The organism is Cellulomonas fengjieae, from assembly GCF_018388465.1.
Lineage (GTDB): Bacteria > Actinomycetota > Actinomycetes > Actinomycetales > Cellulomonadaceae > Cellulomonas > Cellulomonas fengjieae.
The window spans coordinates 2,117,389-2,131,715 of sequence record NZ_CP074404.1; the positions used below are offsets into that span (position 1 = coordinate 2,117,389).

Annotated in this window: 10 protein-coding genes; 4 read left to right on the plus strand and 6 right to left on the minus strand. The window is 73.4% G+C overall.

Going from position 1 to position 14,327, the window contains the following annotated elements:
- The 4 genes from KG102_RS09840 to hrpB form a co-directional block, all read right to left on the minus strand.
- Positions 1 to 732 (minus strand): HlyD family efflux transporter periplasmic adaptor subunit, encoded by a 732-nt coding sequence (locus KG102_RS09840; RefSeq protein ID WP_208214345.1) that lies wholly within the window; start codon positions 730 to 732, stop codon positions 1 to 3.
- Positions 729 to 2,429, minus strand: coding sequence for a glycosyltransferase family 2 protein (locus tag KG102_RS09845; protein ID WP_208214346.1), 1,701 nt, complete (start codon positions 2,427 to 2,429; stop codon positions 729 to 731). Before KG102_RS09845 ends, KG102_RS09840 begins: the two co-directional genes overlap by 4 nt.
- A 354-nt stretch (positions 2,430 to 2,783) precedes the next feature.
- Entirely contained in the window at positions 2,784 to 3,482 is a 699-nt protein-coding gene (locus KG102_RS09850) for an esterase/lipase family protein (RefSeq protein ID WP_243884234.1), read from the minus strand.
- Positions 3,483 to 3,498: 16 nt separating this feature from the next.
- Positions 3,499 to 5,985 (minus strand): ATP-dependent helicase HrpB, encoded by a 2,487-nt coding sequence (hrpB, locus tag KG102_RS09855; RefSeq protein ID WP_208289102.1) that lies wholly within the window; start codon positions 5,983 to 5,985, stop codon positions 3,499 to 3,501.
- 136 nt (positions 5,986 to 6,121) lie between these two features.
- Between hrpB and KG102_RS09860 the strand changes: the two genes are divergently transcribed.
- The 4 genes from KG102_RS09860 to KG102_RS09875 all read left to right on the plus strand — a co-directional run bounded on the left by KG102_RS09860 (position 6,122) and on the right by KG102_RS09875 (position 11,843).
- Complete coding sequence (locus KG102_RS09860) at positions 6,122 to 7,579, plus strand: SDR family oxidoreductase (RefSeq protein WP_208214348.1); 1,458 nt, start codon at positions 6,122 to 6,124, stop codon at positions 7,577 to 7,579.
- 42 nt (positions 7,580 to 7,621) lie between these two features.
- Entirely contained in the window at positions 7,622 to 8,413 is a 792-nt protein-coding gene (locus tag KG102_RS09865) for a transglutaminase-like domain-containing protein (protein ID WP_208214349.1), read from the plus strand.
- 25 nt (positions 8,414 to 8,438) lie between these two features.
- A complete protein-coding gene (locus KG102_RS09870) occupies positions 8,439 to 9,158 on the plus strand; it encodes a potassium channel family protein (protein WP_249667271.1) in 720 nt (239 codons plus the stop codon).
- Positions 9,159 to 9,284: 126 nt separating this feature from the next.
- A complete protein-coding gene (locus KG102_RS09875) occupies positions 9,285 to 11,843 on the plus strand; it encodes a GumC domain-containing protein (protein WP_208289101.1) in 2,559 nt (852 codons plus the stop codon).
- A 4-nt stretch (positions 11,844 to 11,847) separates the two neighbouring features.
- Here KG102_RS09875 and KG102_RS09880 read toward each other — a convergent pair whose 3' ends face one another.
- Both KG102_RS09880 and KG102_RS09885 read right to left on the minus strand, forming a co-directional pair.
- The gene (locus tag KG102_RS09880) at positions 11,848 to 13,200 is read right to left on the minus strand and encodes a DUF6421 family protein (protein WP_208289107.1); all 1,353 of its coding nucleotides are present in this window, start codon (positions 13,198 to 13,200) and stop codon (positions 11,848 to 11,850) included.
- Positions 13,201 to 13,752: 552 nt separating this feature from the next.
- A complete protein-coding gene (locus KG102_RS09885) occupies positions 13,753 to 14,208 on the minus strand; it encodes a hypothetical protein (protein WP_208289100.1) in 456 nt (151 codons plus the stop codon).
- Between the last annotated feature and the right edge of the window lie 119 nt (positions 14,209 to 14,327).

Consider the following 14,327-nt stretch of genomic DNA (forward strand, 5'->3'; position numbering starts at 1 on the left):
TCATCGGAAGAGCCCTCCCACATAGTCCTTCACGGAGGCCGCGGTTCGCGTGACCAGCCCGTCGTTGTCGAGCTGCAGCTCGGCCGTCACCGGGGTGCCGGCCGAGACGAGCCCCTTCTGGGCGCCGTCGCGCAGCGAGTCGCCCGTGAGGGTGAGGACGGCCTGGGCCTGACCCGCGGCGGTCTGCACGTCCACCTCGGACACGTACGCGGTGATCTCGCTCTGGTTCGGCAGCACCACGGTCACGGAGGCGTCGTCCGCCACCCGCGCGTACTCCTTCGGGGTGAGGGTGTACTCGGCCTGCACGTACAGCGTGTTCGCGCGCTGCACCCTGGCCAGCTCGGTCGCCGACTGGACGAACGTCCCCCGCTCGGAGGCGATGTCCGTGACGACGCCGTCGCCCGTCGCGAGCACGACGAGGCGGCCCTCGGCGTCGATCTGCGTGGCCTCCGTCGAGGCGCGCGCGAAGCCGTTGTCGACGTCGTACTGCAACGTCGCGGAGTCGATCACGAACAGCTGCTGGCCCGTCGTCACCTCGTCCCCCACCTCGACGAGCTGGTCGACGACCAGGCCGGAGTAGGGCGTGCCGACGCCGTAGGACTTGGCGAGGATCTGTGCGGAGTCGCTCGTGGCGACGCCGCGGGACTCGTTGAGCTGGTAGGTGGCCCAGGCGGCCAGGACGAGCACGATGATCGTGCCGACAGCCAGTCGGATACGGCTGCTCCAGGTCATGCTGCACCTCCGGTGAGTGCGGTCGCGGGGACGCGGGGGGCGCGACGACGGGGGGCGGCGTTCAGCTTGGCCGCAGCCCGCCCCCGGCGTCCCTCCCGCCAGGCGGTGAGGATGAAGCCCCCGAGGATCAGGGTGTTGGTGGCGTTCCATGCCAGGGCGAGGCTCGGATAGCCGTTGCTCACGTCCTTCCACACCCCGACCACCGTGGTGATCAGCAGGAACTGGAAGAAGATGACCTGCGGGAGCATGAACGCGAACGGTGAGCGGTAGGCGCCCTTCTGGCCGGTCACGTGCCATCGCTGGTCCCTGCCCAGGACGGCGTTGACGAGCGCGCGGGTGTAGATCGGGAAGGAGACCGCGGCGAGCAGCAGCACCTCCCACCGGAACGAGCCGAGCGTGTAGAACGCCACGACCACCTGCATCACGTAGAACCCCGCGTAGAACAGGGCCCAGGTCAGCGGGGTGAGCGTGAGGTTCATCGGCGTCAGGTTGAAGTAGATCTGCAGCGGCGGCACCACGATCAGCAGCAGCGGAGTGATGCCGGTGAGGTAGTGGGTGGCCGTCACCAGGTACTGCAGCCGCTGGTCCATCGTCAGCGTGCGCTTGGGCGACAACGGGTTGTGGGTGAGCATGATCTCGAACCCGCCGGTCGCCCAGCGCAGCTGCTGCTTGGTGTAGGCCTCGACCGTCTCCGGCGTGTCCCCGACAGCCAGCTCGGTCGGGATGTAGATCGTCCGCCAGCCCTTCTCGTGCAGCATGAGCGACGTCCAGACGTCCTCCGACTTGGAGTCGGAGTAGATCCCGCCGATGGAGTCGGCGGCCGCGCGCCGGTAGATGACGTTGGTGCCCACGGAGAAGGCCGCGTTGAACCGGTTCCGGCCCGGCTGGATGAACTTGTAGAACACCGCCTGCATGTAGCCGGCTCCCCGCGAGATGACGCTGTCGAGGTTGCCGTAGACCTGGGGCGTCTGTACGAACGCGACATCGTCCGCGGCGAAGAACGGCACCGTCTCGTGGAGGAACTGCGGCAGCGGCGCGAAGTCGGCGTCGAAGATCACGAAGAAGTCGCCCTTGGTGATCGACAGCGCGTGGTTGATGTTCCCCGCCTTCGCGCCGTTGCTGGACAGCCGCCGCACGTAGCGCGCGCCGAGCTCCGCCGCGAGGTCGCGGACCTCGTCGGAACGGCCGTCGTCGAGCACCCAGGTGTCGTGCTTGCCGTGCATCGCGACGGCAGCGGTCACCGTGCGCCGGATCGCGTCGACGTCCTCGCCGTAGGTCGTGATGAAGACGTCGACGCTGATCGGCCACTCCTGCAGGTACATCCGCCACGCCGTGGGGTCCTTCTCGACCCCGTCGCGGATGATCTCCGCGACGTCGAACAGGCGGTCCTGCGCGTGGTGGAAGGAGAACCCGCGGGGGTCGTGCCCGCTGGAGAGCATGGTCCACATCGCCAGCAGGGCGTGCCCCACGAGGATCGACTCGGCGACGATCACCAGGGTGTACGGCAGCCAGTCGCCGCGGTTGCCCGGGTTGAGTAGGAAGACCGCGTAGATGAGCACGCCGGCGCAGGCCAGCAGCACCAGCAGCATCAGCGAGGGGCTCTGGGCCGACTCGTTCTCGGCGGCCCTGGTGGGCTTGATCCTGATCTCCTCGGTTCTCCGAGGTTCACTCAGGAGCGTGTCGAACGTTGTTGCCATAGGAAGCACCCTTCGGTCGTCCAGTCGGACGGCCGGGTGGACTCACGGGTCCACCTGACCGGTGTGACGGCGACGCTGGCGCCAGGAACGCGCAAGGACGGCGGCCGTCAGAACCCGGGGAACCCGGATCGCAACAGGCGCCGCCGCCCTTGTGATGCCGAGGACGCTACGGAGTTACGGGGCCTCTGTCCACATTTGGGGCAGCGAGTCCGGTCACACCGTGGGAGCGCGTCCACCCAGTGAGACCGCGGATGCCTCGACCAACGCCCCGGGCCCCACACCATCGAACGGTGACGGACGCCGGCGGCGGATGGGCCGAGAACACCCCAGGTGCCCGCGTGTGCAGCTGCCGGGCTAGCGACCGACGATCCGCTCGACAAGCAGGGTGTGCAGCCGCGGGTCCGTCAGCGGGAGGAAGTGTCCCGGGGTGTCCAGGACCACGTCCTGCGCTCCGTCCAGCGCACTGCCTCCGGGGATGTGCGGGTCCCAGCGGCTGTGCACGGACGTGATCCGGCGGTTGACCTCGAGCTCCGCGCCGAGCGCGACGATGGTCGGGTCGCTCGGGATGAAGGCACGCACGGCGGGGACCACGAACCAGCGGGCGTACGCCGACCCCGCGAACGGCGTGTTGACGGCGATCATCGAGGAGATCCGCTCGTCCGGGTCCTCGCGCAGCATGGCCAGCTTCCCGATCAGCCCGCCCTTGCTGTGCGCGACGAGCACGGCGTCGTGCAGGTCGTGCTCCGCCAGGTAGCGCCCCAGCAGTGCCGCTCCTGCCGGGACGGGTCGGCGGTTGATCCCGAGCTCCGGGAGCACGTGGACCCGCACGCCGTGCCGGTGCAGCAACCGCGCCAGCGGGAGCAGGAAGTGCCACGACTCGTAGACGCCGGGAAGCAGCACGACGGGTGGCCCGACCGGGCGCTCCGGCGTGCGCAGGTCCTGCGGATCGACGCGCGAGACGATCCCCGCGGCCTGCCAGGCGAGCACGGCGGCGTAGTCGCGCACCCGCCACCAGGTCCGGCGCAGGACGCCACCGGGGCTCGCATCGGGCATGACGACATCCTGCGGCCTAGCGGCGCACCCCGCGCACCGGGGAGGCCAGGAGCGGGTCGTCGGGCCACGCGTGCTTCGGGTACCGCCCCCGCAGCTCGGCGCGGACCTGCGGATATCCGGTCCGCCAGAACGACTCCAGGTCCGCGGTCACGGCAGCCGGCCGACCGGCCGGCGAGAGCAGGTGGAGCAGGACCGGCACCCGCCCGTCCGCGAGCCGCGGCGTGGCCCGCCAGCCGAAGACCTCCTGCAACCGCACCGCGAGCACGGGCTGGTCGCCGCTGTAGTCGACGCGGATGCTCGAGCCGCTCGGGACCGTGATCCGCTCGGGTGCCAGCACGTCGAGCCTGCTCGCCGCCGGCCACGGCAGCAGCCTCCGCAGCGCCTGCGCGACGTCGACGCGCGCGAGGTCCCTGGGACGGCGCAGGTCCGGCCCGAGCCACGAGTCGAGGTCCGCCAGCAGGGCGGCGTCGGCGACGTCGGGCCAGGGCTCGCCCAGCGCCGCGTGCAGGAACGCCAGGCGACGGCGCAGGCTCGTCGCGGCCTCGGTCCACCGCAGCAGCCCCAGGCCGTCCCGCGCGAGCGCCTCCCGCATGGCCTGCACGACCAGGTCGGGCGGCGGGCCGGCCAGCGGTGCCGACGCCAGCTCGATCGCCCCGAGCCGCCGGGTCCGCCGCGCGACCACGGTGCCGCCGGACCACGCGACCACGTCCTGCTCCTGCAGGAGCGCCGGCGCCGCCACGCCCGCCAGGTCGAGGTCGAGGGGTGCGGCGGAGCGGATGGTCGCGTCCCGGCGGCCGGCCCCGCGATCGGCGTCGGCGACGGCCAGCCACGGCAACCCCACCAGCGCGGACCCGGGCGCGAGCGCCGCACCCGTGCCGGAGGTCATGAGGTACGTCGAGCCACCGGGGCGCAGCCGGGCGATCCGGTCGGGGTGGGCCAGCGCCACGACCAGCCCGACGGCGAGGTCGTCGGTCAGGTCGGTCGCTCCCGATCCCGCGGGGACGAGCGCCCGGAGCCGGTCCACCTGCGACCGCCACGCCGACGACGGCGGACCGCCGCGACGCATCGCTCGCAGCGCCGCGACGAGGTCGCCGCCCGGCGCCCGGACGTCGTCCGACAGCAGCGCGACCACCTCGGCCGCTCGCCGCGAACCCACGAGCTCCGCACCGTCGAGCAGCGCGCGTCCCAGCCGCGGGTCAGCGGGGACCGCGGACACGGCACGGCCGCGCGCCGTCGGGTGCCCGTCGGCGTCCACGGCGCCGAGCGCGACGAGTGTCGCGTGCGCCACCGCCATGGCCGCCGCCGGGGGCGGGTCGAGAAGGGCGAGACCGGCACCCTGCGGGGTCCCCCAGCAGGCGAGCTCGAGCGCGAACGCCGTGAGATCCGCCGTGAGGATCTCTGGCTGCGGGTGCGCGACCAGCCGGGCGTGGTCGTGCGCCGACCAGCAGCGGTACACGGCGCCGGGGCCCTCACGTCCGGCCCGGCCGGCACGCTGCTCGGCCGCCGCGCGGCTCACCCCGACCGTCACGAGGCCGGCCAGGCCGCGCCGGTGGTCGGTGCGCGGCTCACGCGAGAGGCCGGCGTCGACCACCAGCCGCACGCCGGGCACCGTGAGCGACGACTCGGCGACCGCCGTGGAGACGACGACCCGCCGCCGGGCGCCGATGCTCAGCGCGAGGTCCTGCTCGCGGGCGGGCAGCCGGCCGTGCAGGGGACGGACGTCCGCGTCGACGCCCGCGAGCCGCCGGGCCACGCCCTCGACCTCGCCCGCTCCCGGCACGAACACGAGCACGTCGCCCGCACGCTCCGCGAGCGCCCTGCGCACGGTGGCGGCGACGTGGTCGAGGAACGCGGGGGTCACCCCGCGCTCGTCGGTCCGCGCGGTGCGTGCCGGCGCCGGGCACCAGACCTCGTCCACCGGGAACAGGGACCCGGCGACGGCCACGACCGGCGCGGGCTCGTCGCCGCCGAGGAGCGCTGCGGTGCGCTCCGCCTCGACGGTGGCGGACATCGCGACCACCACGAGGTCGTCGCGCAGGTTGCTGCGCACGTCCACCAGGAGCGCGAGGGCGAGGTCGTCGACGAGGTGCCGCTCGTGCACCTCGTCGAGGACGACCGCACCGACGCCCGGCAGCTCCGGGTCGCGCTGCAACCGTCGTACGAGCACTCCCGTGGTCACCACCTCGACGCGGGTGGTGGCGCTCACCGCGCTCTCGCCGCGGACGGAGAAGCCCACGGTCCGGCCGACCGGCTCCCCGAGCAGGTGCGCGAGCCGCCGCGCGGCGGCGCGGGCGGCGATCCTGCGGGGCTGGGTGACGATGACTCGCCCCGGCACCGCGGACGCGACCGCGGGCGGCACGAGCGTCGTCTTGCCGGTGCCCGGCGGTGCCTGGACGACGACGACGCCCTGCGACCGGACGGCGGCAAGGATGTCGGGGAGCCCGTGCCGCACCGGAAGGTCCGGTGGGTCGGCGAGCAGCCGGCTGATCGTGTCGACGTCCACGCGAGGAGTCTGCGGGGTCACAGCACCGAACGCTCCCTCACCCGCTCCACCGGGTACGATTGGCCGATCCCCGCATGTCCGGCTCTCGTGCTCTCCCGCCCGTCGGCCTTACCGACGACCAGCTAGGAACTGCACGATGACTGCCCCGAGCACCGCCCCCGAGACCGCCCACGGCGTCGACGCCGCCGAGCTGGACGTCTTCCTCCGGGTGGCGGACCAGATCAGCCGGCTGCCGTCGGACCACCCGCACCTGGCGCTCGCACGGCGTGCGACCTCCGCCCTGTTCAAGGCCGCCAAGAAGCAGCGCCGGGCCGAGAAGCGGGACGCCATCAGCGCCGCCGACCGCGCGGTGATCCACGCGACCGCCACGGGCAGCCCCGGTCGCATCGACGACGAGACCCAGGGCATCCCCCTGGTCTCCAGCGTGCGGGGCGCCTCCGCGGGAACGCTGCTCAAGGCCCGGCCCTGCTACATCTGCAAGGAGCCGTACGTCGACGTCGACGCGTTCTACCACCAGCTCTGCCCGGCCTGCGCGCGGCTGAACCACGCCAAGCGCGACGCGCGCACCGACCTCACCGGCAAGCGCGCCCTGCTCACCGGCGGCCGCGCCAAGATCGGCATGTACATCGCCCTGCGGCTGCTGCGCGACGGTGCCACGACGACGATCACCACCCGGTTCCCGCGCGACGCGGCACGCCGGTTCGCCGAGATGCCCGACAGCGCCGACTGGCTGGACCGGCTCAGCATCGTCGGCATCGACCTGCGCGACCCCGCCCAGGTGGTCGCGCTCGCGGACTCCGTCGCCGCGCAGGGCCCGCTGGACATCCTCATCAACAACGCGGCGCAGACCGTCCGCCGCTCCCCCGGCGCCTACTCGCACCTGGCCGACGCGGAGCTCGAGCCGCTGCCGGACCGTCCGCTGCCGCAGATCACCACGTTCGGCCGCACGACGAGCAGCGCCCACCCCGTCGCGCTCGCCGGATCCGTCACCGAGCTCACCAGCGTCTCCGCGGGCGTCTCCGCTCTGGCGCTCAGCGCCGAGCACGCCTCGCTCGAGCGGCTCGTGGCCGGCACCGCGATCGACGCCGGCGGGCTGGTGCCGGACACCGCGGAGACCAACAGCTGGGTGCACACCGTCGACCAGGTGGACCCGATGGAGCTGCTCGAGGTCCAGCTGTGCAACCAGACCGCGCCGTTCATCCTCGTCAGCCGTCTGCGCGGTGCCATGCGGGCGACCGCGGCGGGGCGCGCGTACGTGGTCAACGTCTCCGCGATGGAGGGCGTCTTCTCGCGCGGCTACAAGGGCCCCGGCCACCCGCACACCAACATGGCGAAGGCCGCGCTCAACATGCTGACCCGCACGAGCGCGACCGAGCTGGCCACCGACGGCATCCTCATGACCAGCGTGGACACCGGCTGGATCACCGACGAGCGCCCCCACCCGACCAAGGTGCGGCTCGCCGAGGAGGGCTTCCACGCACCGCTCGACCTGGTCGACGGTGCGGCGCGCGTGTACGACCCGATCGTGCGCGGCGAGGCCGGCGAGGACCTGTACGGCTGCTTCCTGAAGGACTACGTGCGCTCGGCCTGGTAGCCACGGGAGGCGAGCCGGGCGGCGGTGCACCACGATGAGCGCGTGCACCGCGAACTCAGCGCCCACCTGTCCCTGAACGTCACCTCCCCCGCCACCCTCGCGTTCGAGCTCGCCGCGTCCCGGCAGGTCGCTGCGCACGAGTCCCTGCGGATCACGCTGGACGGCTCGCCCGTCCAGGCGCAGGAGATCCCGGACCACCACGGGACCCGCCTCCACGTGGTGCACGCCGAGGTCGGGCGCCTGGTGCTCGACTACTCGGCGTCGGTCGAGGGGCGGGCCGCGCCGGTCACGTCGGACGAGGCGGACCTGCTGCGTTACCTGCGCCCGAGCCGGTACTGCGAGTCGGACACGCTGGGTCCGACGGCCTACGCCGAGTTCCGCGGGCTGCAGGGTTACGACCTGCTGGCCGCGGTGAGCTCCTGGGTCGGCTCGCACCTCTCGTACGTCCCGGGGTCGAGCCTGCCCACCGACGGAGCGGTCCAGACGCTGCTGGCGCGCAAGGGCGTCTGCCGCGACTACGCGCACCTCGTCATCGCGCTGCTGCGCGCCCTCGACGTGCCGGCCCGCCTGGTGTCCGTCTACGCTCCCGGGCTCTCGCCCATGGACTTCCACGCCGTGGCGGAGGCCAACCTCGACGGCCAGTGGTACGTCGTCGACGCGACGACCCTGGCGCCGCGCACCAGCCTCGTGCGGATAGCGACGGGTCGCGACGCGTCGGACACCGCCTTCCTCAACGTCCACCACGGCTACGCAGACCTGGACGAGCTCAAGGTGACGGCGGTCGTGGACGCCCTCCCCGACGACGACGTGCGAGACCTCGTCACGCTGGGCTGAGACAGCCGCTGCTAGCCTCCCGAACGTGACGGAACGGGACGAGCCGGGCACCGCGGTACCGCGACCGCGTCGCTCGTTCCTGGCCCGGCGCACGGGCACGGACGACTTCGGGATCGTCCTCGCGCTGCTCGTCACGGCCTACGTGGCCTACGCCCTGAGCTCCGCGCTGTGGGTCGAGCTGGTCGTCCTCGTGCTCTACCTGTTCACGCTCGGGCTGGCGGTGCGCACGTCGCGCCCGATGCCGCGCCAGAAGCGGACCGTGCGTGTGGTGCTGGCGGTCTCCGCCGCGGTCGCCGCGTTCGCGCTGGTGGCCCTGCCGGCGACGACCGCGGACGGCGTCCTGGACGGCGTGGTCTGCGTGATCCTGCTGACCGCCCTGGTCGTCATCCTCGACCGGATCCTGCGGCGGACGGCGGTCACCGTGCAGTCCCTGGCCGGCGCCCTGAGCGCGTACCTGATCATCGGCATGTTCTTCGCGAGCGTCTTCGGCCTCATGGACTCGCTCACCCCCGGGCCGTTCTTCGCGTCCGGCGAGGCCGCGAACGCGCGCTCGTTCCAGTACTTCTCCTACACGACGCTGACCACCCTGGGGTACGGCGACTACACGGCTGCACAGTTCCCGGGCCGCAGCATCGCGACGTTCGAGGCGCTCGTCGGCCAGGTGTTCCTGGCCGTCCTCGTCGCGCGGCTCGTGGCCGCCTTCCACGGTCGCGGTGAGGCGGTCCTACCGGGGAACCACGAGTGATCCGGGAGTCGGCGCCGAGAGGCCGCCCGCCGGGGCCACCCGCCGCGCGACACCGCCCCCGTATCCACCGGTCGTCGCCGCGCTCCTCTCACCCGAGTCCGTCGGTGTCGACCGCAGGAGGCTGCCATGGCACGCGATGAACGATCCGCCGGTCTGGTGCCGGCACCGGTGCCGCTCGGGGGGCTGACCGAGATCCGCGTGCACGGGGTCGGGGGGACGGGGCCCGACACCCTGCTGGGCGACCCGGCACCCACGCGGGTGGCCGGCGACCGGGTGGCGGGCTTCTACCGGACGACCGACGCCGGCGGACGGCACCGCGAGGCGTACTCCTGGGGCGGGCTGACCTCCCGCAGCCGGATGCGGGCGCTGTGGGCGCTCCTGCTGCCGTCGATGCTCGCGAACATGGCCGGGTGGATGGCACGGCGCTGGGTGACGGCCGGCGAGGAGGAGGCGGACCGGCCCGCCACGCTGTGGATCTTCCGGTGGTTCGCGCGGCTGACGGCCCTGGCGCTCACGCTGACCAGCGCGGCGATGGTGACCTACCTGGCGCTGGACGTCCTGGCGTACCAGTGGGGCAGGACGGAACCGGTGCCGGTCCCGGCGGCCGGGGCATCGACCGACGGGTGGCAGGCGGACCTCGCCTCGTGGTGGGCACAGGCCATCGCGACCTGGACCGCCGCCGACCGGCCCGGCAACCGTCTCGTGCTCGGGGCGCTCGCCGCCGTGCTGGTGGCGCTCGGGTTCGCCCTGCTGGCCCGCCAGACACGCTCCTCCTACGAGAGCGTCGTTCCCCCCACCCCGATCAGCGCCGAGCCCGGCGCGCGGGACGTCACCGCCACCGTCGGGCGGCCCCGCCCGTCGCTCCGCTCTGCTGCCGCGCTGGACGGCGGGCTGCGGAACGCCGACTTCTGGGCGGGTCTGGAGTGGCACACGTTCCTGTCGCGCCTGCACCTGACGGCCTGCCTCGGCGTGGTCGCGCTGCTGCTCGGCTGGTCGTCCGCCGCGCTCGGTGCGGGGTCGAGCATGGCGTCGTTCGGGCAGGTCGCGGCGGTCGCGGCCGGCGGCGGGATCCTGCTGGTGATGGGGCTGCTCGCGTTCGACGACGCGGAGCACGACCTCGCCCGGGTCGCGCTGGCGCTCACCACGTGCGCCCTGCTGCTGGCCGGGATCTCGGCCGCGCTGGTCCCAGCCGGGCCGGGTCCCGACGGCATGCTGCCGGGCTCACGGTCCGCGCTGAACCTGGTGTGGGGCGCCAGTCTCGTGCTGCTCGTCCCGCTCGCGCTGCAGCAGAGCGGGGCGTGGCTCTACCGGCTCTGGCAGGCCGGCAGGCTCCGCCGGCAGGGCGAGCGGCTCCCCCGGCTGACGATCTTCCCGTGGGCCGGGCCGTTCGTGATGAACACCGCGGCCGTGGTCGTCGCGAACACCGTGCTGCTCTCGGCGATCGTCTATGTGGCGGGCCTGGTCGGCACGGTCGAGTGGGGCTTCGGCCCGGACGCCGGAGCCCGCGGCGCGCCGGGCACCATCTACGTCCCCATGGCGATCGGCTCCCTCGCGTCGATCCTCTCCCTCGGGCTGATCGTGCTCGTGGTGCTCTTCGCGGCCGTCTTCCTCCTCGTACTCGGCCGGCGCCGGCGGGCGAACGCACGACGCGTCGAGGCGGACCTGCGCGAGCAGTACGCGGCGGCGCACGTGCCCGACGTCGACGCCGACCCGCCCGCCCGCTCGGAGGCCGGCTGGTGGCGCTCGGCGTTCGACCCCCCACTGTTCGGGCCCCCGGACCGGCGTCCCGGGCGGCCGACGCCGTGGGTGCACAAGGTCACGGCCATGCGGTTCCTCGGGGACCACTCCCGCTCCGTCGCGGCCCTGCTGATCGCGCTGACCGTGCTGGCCGTCGTCGGGCTGTTCCTCTTCCTCAACGAGGTCCTGCGCCTGCACCACGACCCGCCGATGCTGTTCGTCGGGCTGGGCACGAAGGTGGCGGTGGCATTCCCCCCGCTCTACGTCCTGGTGCTCACGCTCGCCTGGCGCAACGAGAGGTGGCGCCGCGTCCTGGGTTCGCTGTTCGACGTCGGCACGTTCTTCCCCCGGGCCTTCCACCCGTTCGCCCCGCCCGCGTACGCCGAGCGCGCGGTGCCCGAGCTCACCCGGCGCATCTGGCGTCTGCACGACAACGGCGGCCGGGTCGTGGTCACGGCCCACTCGCAGGGCAGCGTCATCGCGGCCGCCGCCGTCGGTCGCACGTCGGGCCGTGCCGACGCCGAGCCGGCCATCGGGGTCGTCACCTTCGGGTCACCGCTCGGCAAGCTGTACCGGTGGGCGTTCCCCGCCCTGTTCAGCGACGGCTTCCTGGCGGGGATCGCCCGCGGACGACCCGGCATCGGACCCGTCCTGTGGCGCAACGTCTACTACGCGACCGACTACATCGGCGGCCCCGTCCGCACCGGGACCTCGATCATCCCCGACGGTGTCGACCTCGAGCTCGTCGACCCACCCACGCACCGCTACGTCGTCGACCAGCCGCTCCCGCGCGTCCTCAGCCACACCGGCTACTGGTACGACGAGGCCCTCTGGACGCAGGTCGACGCGATGTGCGCGGCGATCGGCGCACCGCCACCGGACGCGGCGAGCGCACATCCCTGGGACACCGTCGCGCCCGACCCGGACCTGCCGGGGCGGTACCGCTGACCCGCTACGCCGTGATGCCGCTGGTCGAGGCCACCACGTCACCGATCTTGCGGGCCAGCGCCTCGTAGAACATCGACAGCGGGAACTCGTCGTCCAGCACGGCGTCGGTCAGGCCCTTGGGCGGCCCGTCCAGGGGCAGGTCGCCGCGCGCCCACGCCGACGCCGGGTGCGGGGTCACCGTCCCGGACACCAGCGCGTACGCGGCGAGCCAGTGCGCCGTCTTCGGCCGGTCGATCGAGCGCCAGTAGAGCTGCTCGATCTGCTCGGCGAGCGCGATCACGGCCCCCGGCACCTGCGGCCAGTCGATCGTCAGCCGGGTGTCCGTCCAGTGCAGGACGTGGTGCTGGTGCAGCCAGGCGAACAGCAGCTGCCCGCCGAGGCCGTCGTAGTTGCGCACCCGCGTCCCGGTCACGGGGAACCGGAAGATGCGGTCGAAGAGGATCGCGTACTGCACGTACCGGGCGTGCGGCACGCCGTCCGCCTCGAGCCGCACCGCGGCGCGGAACGCCGTCAGGTCGCAGCGCAGCTCCTCGAGGGAGTAGAGGAAGAACGGCATCCGCTGCTTGATCATGAACGGGTCGAACGGCAGGTCCCCGCGCATGTGCGTCCGGTCGTGGACCAGGTCCCACAGCACGAACGTCTCCTCGGCCAGCCGCTGGTCGGCGAGCAGCCGCGCGGCGTCCGGCGGCAGGGCCAGCCGCGTGGTGTCCGCGGCCGCCCGGACCACGCGGCGGAACCGGGCGGCCTCCCGGTCGGCGAAGATCGCGCCCCAGGTGAACGGCGGTACCTCGCGCACCGCGACCGTCTCCGGGAAGAGGACGGCGGAGTTGGTGTCGTAGCCCGCGGTGAAGTCGAGGAACGTCACGGGCACGAACAGCGCGTTGCTGAACTGCTCGGCCTCGAGCTGCGCGACGACGTCCGGCCAGCGCACCTGGAGCAGGACGGCCTCGATGCGGCGGTCGGTGCTGCCGTTCTGCGTGTACATGGGGAAGAGCACCAGGTGGGGCAACCCGTCGACCCGCTGGCGCTGCGGGTGGAACGCCATGAGGGAGTCGAGGAAGTCGGGCACCCCGAAGCCGGCGTCCGACCAGCGCAGCAGGTCCTTGCCGACGGCCGTCAGGTAGTCCTCGTCGTGCGGGAGCGCCGGCGCGAGCTCGTCCAACGCGAGCGACATCGCGTGCACCAGCTCTCGGGCGCGCGCGTGCTGCTCGGCGTCGGGCACCGACCCGTCCTTCACCTGCATCGCCCGGAGCTCGGTGACGTCGCGCTTGAGCCTGCCCCACGCCGGATGTGCGGCGAGGGCCGAACGGTCGGCGGCCTCGTCGGCGTCCGCGGTCGGGCGGGCCGCCCAGAGCAGCGCGTTGAGCAGGACCTCGGGCGAGGCCAGCGCGTCGACGCCGAGGACGAGGAGGCCACCGGCGCCGTCGCGCTGCCCGGCACCCACCACGGCGCCGAGCGCCTGGCTGCCGGTAGCGGCCCGCAGCAGCGGTACCGCGGGGCCGTCGGCGGACAGGGTCGCGCGCACGGGGAGCACCAGGTCGGTGGTCCATGCGAGGAGGTCGTCCGCGGTGGGGTCGTCGGCCACCACAGCGCTGTCCGCGCGGTCGGCGGCGAGCACGCCGAGGCCGCGGGAGGCGAGCAGCTGAACGACGTCGGGAGCCTCCGATCCCGTCGCGAGCACCACGACACCGGCGTGGGCGAACCTCTCCCCGGGGGCCGTGCCCGGGAGCACCAGGACCACGTCCGGGTCGTCGTCCGGGCCGACGAGGACAAGACCGTGGCCGTCGAGGTGGGCGCGGTGCTCGGCCGGCAGATCGGCGGTCGCGTGGACGGTCGGGAAGAGCCTCATGCGTCATCTCACCATTCGGACGGCAGCGTTACTGAACGGTACGGTCCGGCTGCCACCTGGTCAACGGTTCCGTGCCACGCCCGGCGCCGCGTCCGCCCGGCGACGGCCACGCAGGTCAGGCGGACGGGCCGACGACCCGTCGCACGACCAGCCGACGAGCACCGCGACGCCGACCGGCCGGCCGGCCGTCGCGAGGGCGCCGAGCGCCCGCACGGCCATCGGGAAGACGGGGAAGAACGCGATGCTCGACTGCTCGCCGGGCACGTAGTCGTACCCCTGCGTGCCGATCTGCAGGTACCAGGCCGCGTCGTCGCGGAACCAGCCGTCGCGCCAGGCCGGGCCGGTCAGCGTCGCGTTGGTGTCCGCGAACATACGGTGCGGGTGCGCGAGTCCCACGATCACCGTCAGCACCGCGCCCACCGCGACGAAGGCCGCTGCCACGCGGTTCCACGGGTAGCCGGCGGTCGCGGCCTGCTGGCGGAGGCGAGGAACGTTCGGCACCGGACGGCCGTCCACATGCGCTCCCGTGCCCAGGCACCGCCACCCGCGGCGCTCGGGGCGCAGCATGGGGCCCGACCAGCACGGAGCGCCCCGATCTTCGGGGGTTCCCGCGGGGCCCGCTGCCGTGCGAGGTC

Excerpts from the sequence above, each read along its gene's own strand:
- KG102_RS09840 (WP_208214345.1), bottom strand. The coding sequence starts at position 732 with ATGACCTGGAGCAGCCGTATCCGACTGGCTGTCGGCACGATCATCGTG.
- KG102_RS09845 (WP_208214346.1), bottom strand. The coding sequence starts at position 2,429 with ATGGCAACAACGTTCGACACGCTCCTGAGTGAACCTCGGAGAACCGAG.
- KG102_RS09850 (WP_243884234.1), bottom strand. The coding sequence starts at position 3,482 with ATGCCCGATGCGAGCCCCGGTGGCGTCCTGCGCCGGACCTGGTGGCGG.
- KG102_RS09860 (WP_208214348.1), top strand. The coding sequence starts at position 6,122 with ATGACTGCCCCGAGCACCGCCCCCGAGACCGCCCACGGCGTCGACGCC.
- KG102_RS09875 (WP_208289101.1), top strand. The coding sequence starts at position 9,285 with ATGGCACGCGATGAACGATCCGCCGGTCTGGTGCCGGCACCGGTGCCG.